Origin of the sequence: Inquilinus limosus MP06 (assembly GCF_000767795.1) — a bacterium.
In the GTDB taxonomy this organism is placed as follows: domain Bacteria; phylum Pseudomonadota; class Alphaproteobacteria; order DSM-16000; family Inquilinaceae; genus Inquilinus; species Inquilinus limosus_E.
The window spans coordinates 1-6,450 of sequence record NZ_JANX01000359.1; the positions used below are offsets into that span (position 1 = coordinate 1).

At 72.0% G+C, this 6,450-nt stretch carries 6 protein-coding genes; 2 read left to right on the forward strand and 4 right to left on the reverse strand.

Going from position 1 to position 6,450, the window contains the following annotated elements; all coding sequences use genetic code 11:
- The coding region (locus P409_RS22805) for a DUF2125 domain-containing protein (protein WP_034844108.1) at positions 1–373 on the forward strand (373 nt) is incomplete at its 5' end.
- 13 nt (positions 374–386) lie between these two features.
- On the opposite strand, the gene P409_RS22810 is transcribed toward P409_RS22805, so the two are convergent.
- The 4 genes from P409_RS22810 to P409_RS22825 all read right to left on the reverse strand — a co-directional run bounded on the left by P409_RS22810 (position 387) and on the right by P409_RS22825 (position 4,252).
- The gene (locus tag P409_RS22810) at positions 387–1,337 is read right to left on the reverse strand and encodes a prephenate/arogenate dehydrogenase family protein (RefSeq protein ID WP_034844111.1); all 951 of its coding nucleotides are present in this window, start codon (positions 1,335–1,337) and stop codon (positions 387–389) included.
- Positions 1,334–2,437 carry a histidinol-phosphate transaminase gene (gene hisC / locus P409_RS22815; protein ID WP_193366517.1) on the reverse strand — a complete coding sequence of 368 codons (1,104 nt, stop codon included), beginning with the start codon at positions 2,435–2,437 and terminating at the stop codon, positions 1,334–1,336. Before hisC ends, P409_RS22810 begins: the two co-directional genes overlap by 4 nt.
- Before the next feature lie 11 nt (positions 2,438–2,448).
- On the reverse strand, positions 2,449–3,312 hold the full coding sequence (locus P409_RS22820) for a chorismate mutase (RefSeq protein WP_034844112.1): 864 nt from the start codon (positions 3,310–3,312) through the stop codon (positions 2,449–2,451).
- Between the two features lie 181 nt (positions 3,313–3,493).
- Positions 3,494–4,252, reverse strand: a complete 759-nt coding sequence (locus P409_RS22825; RefSeq protein ID WP_034844115.1) for a class I SAM-dependent methyltransferase — start codon at positions 4,250–4,252, stop codon at positions 3,494–3,496.
- Between the two features lie 110 nt (positions 4,253–4,362).
- Between P409_RS22825 and P409_RS22830 the strand changes: the two genes are divergently transcribed.
- Positions 4,363–6,213 (forward strand): DNA/RNA non-specific endonuclease, encoded by a 1,851-nt coding sequence (locus P409_RS22830; RefSeq protein WP_034844117.1) that lies wholly within the window; start codon positions 4,363–4,365, stop codon positions 6,211–6,213.
- Positions 6,214–6,450: the final 237 nt, after the last annotated feature.

Sequence of the window (6,450 nt, forward strand, 5' to 3'; positions counted from 1 at the left end):
CGCGACGGCGCCGGAGCTGGCGGCGTGGCGGACGGCCGGCGGCAAGCTGCGGGTCGACCAGCTGGCGCTGCGCTGGGGGCCGCTGCAGATCGACGCCGGCGGCACGCTCGACCTCGACGACAAATTGCAGCCCCAGGGCACGCTGACGGCGAAGATCCGCGGCTACGGCGCGGTGATCGAGGACCTGCAGAAGGCGGGCGTGGTGAAGGAGCGCGACGCCGGCTTCGCCAAGGTCGGGCTCGACCTGATGGCCGGCCAGCCGGCGGCGGACGGCACCCGCACCGTCACCGCGCCGATCACGATCGAGAAGGGCAAGATCTCCTTCGGCCCGCTGCAGGTGGCCAGGCTGCCCGAGATCCGGTGGAAGGAATAGCCGGCGCGGCCGGTCAATCCTCGTCCTTGGTCAGGCGCGCCGCCTTTTCCGGCTCCATCTCCTCCTGATGGGCGTCGACGACGCCGCGGCGGATGGCCCGGGTGCGGGTGAACCAGGATTGCAGCGTGTCGCCCTCGCCGCGGCGGATGGCGCGCTGCAGCCGCACCAGGTCCTCGGTGAACTGCTGCAGCACCTCCAGCACCGCGTCCCTGTTGGTCAGGAACACGTCGCGCCACATCACCGGGTCGGAGCCGGCGATGCGGGTGAAGTCGCGGAAGCCGCCGGCGGAGAAGCGGATCACCTCGGCCTGGGTCGCCTCCTCCATGTCCGAGGCGGTGCCGACGATGGTGTAGGCGATCAGGTGCGGGATGTGCGAGGTGATGGCCAGCACCCGGTCGTGATGCTCGGCGGTCATGCGCTCGACCATCATGCCCATGCCGCGCCACAGCGCCTCGACCCTGGCGACAGCGTCCGGGTCAACGCCGGGCTCCGGCGTCAGCACGCACCAGCGGTCGATGAACAGCTCGGCGAAGCCGGCGGACGGGCCGGAATGCTCGGTGCCGGCGATCGGATGGCCGGGCACCAGATGCACCCCTGCCGGCAGGTGGGGGGCGATGGTCTTCGCCACCATGCCCTTGACCGAGCCGACATCGGTGACCACCGCGCCCGGCGCCAGGGCCGGGGCGATCGCCTTGGCCAGCTGCTCATAGGCGCCCATCGGGGCGCAGATCATCACCGCGTCGGCGCCGGCCACGGCGGCGGCCGGGTCGGCCTCGACCCGGTCGAGGAAGCCGAGCGCCATCGCCTCGTCGCGGGTCTCCTGGCGCCGGGAATGGCCGACGATCTCGCCCACCAGCCCGTGCTTGCGGGCGGCGCGGGCGACCGAGGAGCCGATCAGGCCGATGCCCAGCAGGGCCAGCCGCCGGAAGACCGGCGCCCCCGTGGCGGTTGCCGGCGCCGTCATCGGCCGCGCAGATGCCCGGCCAGCGCCGCGACCACGGCCCGCATCTCCTCCTCGGTGCCGATGGTGATGCGCAGGCAGCTCGGCAGGCCATAGCCGCCCATCTGGCGCACCAGGATGCCGGTGTCCTTCAGGAAGAGGCGCGCGGCCTCGGCGTCGCGGTCGCCGAAATCGACCAGCAGGAAGTTGCCGGCCGACGGCAGGGGCTTGAGGCCCAGCTTTTCCAGCTCCGCCGCCGTCCAGCCCCGCCATTCGGCGTTGTGGGCACGGCTCTTCTCGATGAAGGCCTCGTCGGCCAGCGCGGCCACGCCCGCCGCCTGCGCCGCGGCGCTGACGTTGAACGGCCCGCGGGCGCGGTGCAGCACGTCGGTCACGCCGGCCGAGGCATAGGCCCAGCCCAGCCGCAGCGCGCCCATGCCGTAGATCTTCGAGAAGGTGCGCAGCATCACGACGTTCTGCGCCCGGTCGACCAGATCGGCGCCGGCGCTGTACTCCGGGTCGTCGATGTATTCGGCATAGGCGGCGTCCAGCGCCAGGATCACGTCCGGCGGCAGGGCGGCGTGCAGCCGCTCGACCTCGGCCTTCGGCAGCAGGTAGCCGGTCGGGTTGTTCGGGTTGGCCAGGAACAGGATGCGGGTGCGCGGCGTCACCCGCGCCAGCAGGGCGTCGACATCGGTCCTGAGCTCGGCCTCCGGCGCCGCGACCGGCGTGGCGCCGACCGCCTTGGCGGCGATCGCATACATCAGGAAGCCGTGCCGGCTGTACAGCACCTCGTCGCCCGGCCCGGCATAGCTCTTGGCCAGGAGGGCGATCAGCTCGTCCGACCCGGCGCCGGCGACGATGCGCTCCGCATCCAGGCCGAAGCGGCCGGCCAGGGCCTGGCGCAGGGCGCTGCAGCCGCCGTCGGGATAGCGGTGGATCTCGCCGCCCAGCTCGCGATAGGCGGCGGTCGCCTTCGGGCTGGGGCCGAAGGCGCCCTCGTTCGAGGCCAGCCGGATCGGCCGGCCCAGCTGCGGATGCGGCACCGCCTTGGCCTCGCCGCCGACATAGGGATCGATGTCGAGCAGGCCCGGGCGGGGGCGCGGCGCTTGGATCGCGGTCATGGCTGTCTCACTCAGCTCCGGCGGCCGATGGTGATCGGGGTGGCGAAGCCGCCGATCAGGCGGATGCGGGGGGCCAGCTCCTCCAGCCGGTCGGCCAGGGCGGCCATCCGGCCGTCGCCGGGGGCGACGTAATCGGCCACGTCGACCAGATGGATCGCGGCGTCCTCGGGCGCCCGCGCCGGCCGGGTCCAGAACGCCACCGGCGGCAGGCCGGCGGCTTCGAGCAGCTGCTTCAGCCGGCTGCGGCTGATGTCGCCGGTGACCTCGACCGCGACCAGGGCGTGGTCGTCGCCGGTCGGCTCGGGATCGAGATGGGCCACGGCCAGGGCCAGCGGCTCGTCGCGGTGCCGCTCGGTCACCACGAAGGGCAGGGTGCCGACGACGCGCGGGGCGCGCGGATCGTCCGACACCAGCACCTGCCACCAGGGATCGGTGTCGGATTCGACCGGCCAGGGCAGCACGGCCACGGCGGCGCTGCCGTCATAGACGGCGCGGATCGCCTGGATCGGCCCGGCCACCGGGGTCATCGGGGTGTGGCTGCCGTAGTGGTCGCGCGCCAGGTCCCACAGCTCGGTCTGGGCCTCCGGCGCGTGCACGGCCACGGCGAAGGGGGCCTGCATGCGGGTGCAGCCGGCGATCAGCTCGCGCCAGATCCGGGTCAGCTCGGGCAGCGGGAAGTCGCCGTTGTGGCGGGCCGCCAGCCGGCGCAGGATCGCGGCCTCGCGGCCCGGCCGCATGGCCAGCGGGTCGCCGTTCTTGGCGATGGCGATGTCGCGCACCACCCCGGCCCGCTGCATGATCAGGTCATGAAGCGCTTCGTCGATCTCGTCGATCCGCCGGCGCAGCGAGTCGAGCGTCTGGGGGGAGTCTGGCATCGTCTGGAACGGGCTGGAGCCTGCCGGGTCGAGGGCGATCAGGTGTAAAACGCGGCAGGGGCGAAAGCAAAGGAAACATCTGGGGTTTTACGCATTGCGGAAATGGGCTTTCGCATGGCCCGAAGTCGCCGTGCCGGAACCCGGCCGGGCCGGGATCGTCCGCCGCTCCGCACGGAAGCGGCTAGCCCGGCTCCTCGCCCTCGCGCCGCACTCCCAGGGCCGGCTGGCCCGCCCCGACCGGCACCAGCACCGGCCGGCGGGCGCGCAGCTTCTTGCCGCGCGACAGCTGGTAGATCTGCTTCGACGCCTCGACCATCACCGTGCCGGCGACGCGCTGGAACCAGCGGGCGCCGACCTCCTCCCACACCGGGGCGGTGGACAGGAGGAAGCGCGACCGGGTCGGCGGCAGCCACAGGGCCCGGGCCACCCGCTCCGGCACGAACTGGTGCTGGCGCAGCATCTGGTTCAGCTGGCTCGAGGAATAGGGCTTGCCGTGGCCGAACGGGGTGCGGTCGGACCGGGCCCAAAGGCTGCGCCGGTTCGGCACCACCACCAGCAGCCGGCCGCTGCCGTTCAGCACGCGCCAGATCTCGCGCATCAGCTCGCCCAGCTGCTCCGTCGCCTCCAGCCCGTGCACCAGCAGCACGCGGTCGACCGACATGTCGGGCAGCGGCAGCTCGCATTCCTCGCTCAGCGCCACCAGGCCGCGACCGTCCGGCGGCCAATGGGCCACGCCCTGCTCGGCCGGCATGCAGGCGATCACCCGCTCGGCCTCGCCCAGGAAGGGCCGCAGGAACGGGGTGGCGTAGCCCAGGCCTAGGATGATCTGGCCCTGCGTGTCCGGCCACAGCAGGCGGATCTGCCGGCGCACCATGCGCCGCACCACGAGGCCGAGGCTGGTCTCGTAGAATTCACGAAGATCGATGACGTCGCTGTACATCCGCCGGTCGTCCCCAGGGCCCGCCCACGCTAGGATAACGCATCGACGGCGGGGATGGACCCATCGCCGCATCTGGCTGCCACACAACAGGATATTTCAGGAGTCGCTGCATGGCCCGCAAGACCGAGCCTCGTGGAATCGACCCGGAGCGCCTGAAGCAGGCCGCCCGCGAGGCCGCGGACCTCTATCTCGACCATCCGAACGTGACCTCGGTCGGCATCGGCCGGAAGCTCGAGAACGGCAAGCCGACCGGCGCGCTGTGCATCCAGTTCACCGTCGGCCGCAAGGTCGCGCCGCAGGCGCTGGTGGAGGAGGGCATCCCGCCGCTGCCGAAGAGCATCACGGTCGACGGCGTCACGATCCCGACGGACGTGGTCGAGCGCCGCTACAAGCCGTCCTGGCAGCTGGTGCCGCAGGCGGTGAAGGACCAGCGCAAGCTGCGCCACGACCCGCTGGTGCCCGGCATCAGCGTCTGCCATCCCTCCGGCACCGCCGGCACGCTGGGCTGCATCGTCTATGACCGGCAGGAGGGGCGGCCGCACATCCTGTCGAACTGGCATGTGCTGCAGGGCGAGCAGGGGCGGCTGGGCGACACCGTCGTGCAGCCCGGGCCGTTCGACGACAACCGGATCGAGAGCAATGGCTGCGGCGTGCTGGTGCGCAGCCATCTCGGCCTGGCCGGGGACTGCGCCATCGCCCGGATCGAGGGGCGGGAGGTCGACCCGACGATCCTCGACCTCGGCGTCCGGGTCAGCCGGCTCGGCCGGCCGGAGCTGGGCGACAAGGTGGTGAAGTCCGGCCGCACCACCGGCGTCACCTGGGGCATCGTCACCCGGATCGAGATGACGGTGAAGCTGTTCTACGGCGACGGGGTCGGCACCAAGCGCATCGGCGGCTTCGAGATCGGGCCCGATCCCGACCGGCCGGCGACGGAGAATGAGATCAGCAAGGGCGGCGATTCCGGCTCGGTCTGGCTCGGCCTCGACGGCAAGGGCGACCCGACCGATGTCATGCTGGGCCTGCATTTCGGCGGCGAGGCCGACGGCGCCGACGCCAGCGAGGGCGACTTCGCCCTGGCCTGCACCGCCGACGCCGTGTTCAAGAAGCTGGAGGTCGAGCCGGTGCCGCCGGCCGAGGCGCTGGCCGCGCCGGCCGCCACCGGCGGCGGCTTCAACCCCAAGTTCCTGGCAGGGAAGTCCGTGCCGCTGCCGGCAATGTCGAAGGCGCAGGAGACGGATGCGGCCAAGGCCGGCGGCTCCCCGGTCATCCGCCACACCCATTTCTCGCTGGTGCTCAGCAAATCGCGCCGCCTGGCCCGCTGGGTGGCCTGGAACGTCGATGGCGGCCAGATCCGCATGCTCAGCCGCAGCGGGCTGAGATTCACGCTCGACCCGCTGGTCGACGCGAAATGGCAGAGCGGCGACGCGCTCTACGCCTCCAACCGCCTCGACCGCGGCCACATCGCCCGGCGGCAGGACCTGGTCTGGGGCCCGCCGGAGGAGGCGGCGCGGGCCAACCGCGAATCCTTCTACTTCACCAACATCGCGCCGCAGCACGAGGCCTACAACCAGTCCGGGCTGAACGGCCTGTGGGGCCTCTTGGAGAACGCGATCCTGGAGGAGGTGGAGGTCGAGCATCTGCGCGTCTCGGTGCTGGGCGGCCCGGTGTTCCGCGACGACGACCCGGTCTATCGCGGCACCGCCATCCCGCGCGACTTCTGGAAGATCGTGGCCTATGTCGAGGCCGGGGCGCTGAAGGCCAAGGCCTTCCTCCTGACCCAGGAGGATCTGCTGAACCGGCTCGAGGTGCTGGGGCTGGAGCCGTTCCGGCTGTACCAGCTGCCGATCGCGGAGCTGGAAAGCCGCACCGGCCTCGATTTCGGTGACCTCAAGGCCGCCGACGACCGGGCGGTCCGCCCGGCCGCGGCCGCCGCGCCGCGGCCGAGGCCGTGCCGCGGGTGACGCTGATCGAGAGCCTGTCCGACATCGAGCTGTGACCGACTCCTCCCTCGCCGTCATTGCGAGGAGCACAGCGACGAATCCATCCAGGGGCCACACCAAACGGCCCTGGATGGATTCGCTGCGCTCGCAATGACGGTTTGGGAATGAGCTGCCCCCGCCGCCCCCCAACCGTCATCGCGGGCCCGAAGGGCGTGGCGATCCATGGTCGCGCCGCCGCGCCGGTTAAGGTCACACAAT

Bases quoted from the DNA above. Each gene is read 5' to 3' on its own strand.
- P409_RS22810 (WP_034844111.1), bottom strand. From the start codon at position 1,337: ATGACGGCGCCGGCAACCGCCACGGGGGCGCCGGTCTTCCGGCGGCTG.
- hisC (WP_193366517.1), bottom strand. From the start codon at position 2,437: ATGACCGCGATCCAAGCGCCGCGCCCCCGCCCGGGCCTGCTCGACATC.
- P409_RS22820 (WP_034844112.1), bottom strand. From the start codon at position 3,312: ATGCCAGACTCCCCCCAGACGCTCGACTCGCTGCGCCGGCGGATCGAC.
- P409_RS22825 (WP_034844115.1), bottom strand. From the start codon at position 4,252: ATGTACAGCGACGTCATCGATCTTCGTGAATTCTACGAGACCAGCCTC.
- P409_RS22830 (WP_034844117.1), top strand. From the start codon at position 4,363: ATGGCCCGCAAGACCGAGCCTCGTGGAATCGACCCGGAGCGCCTGAAG.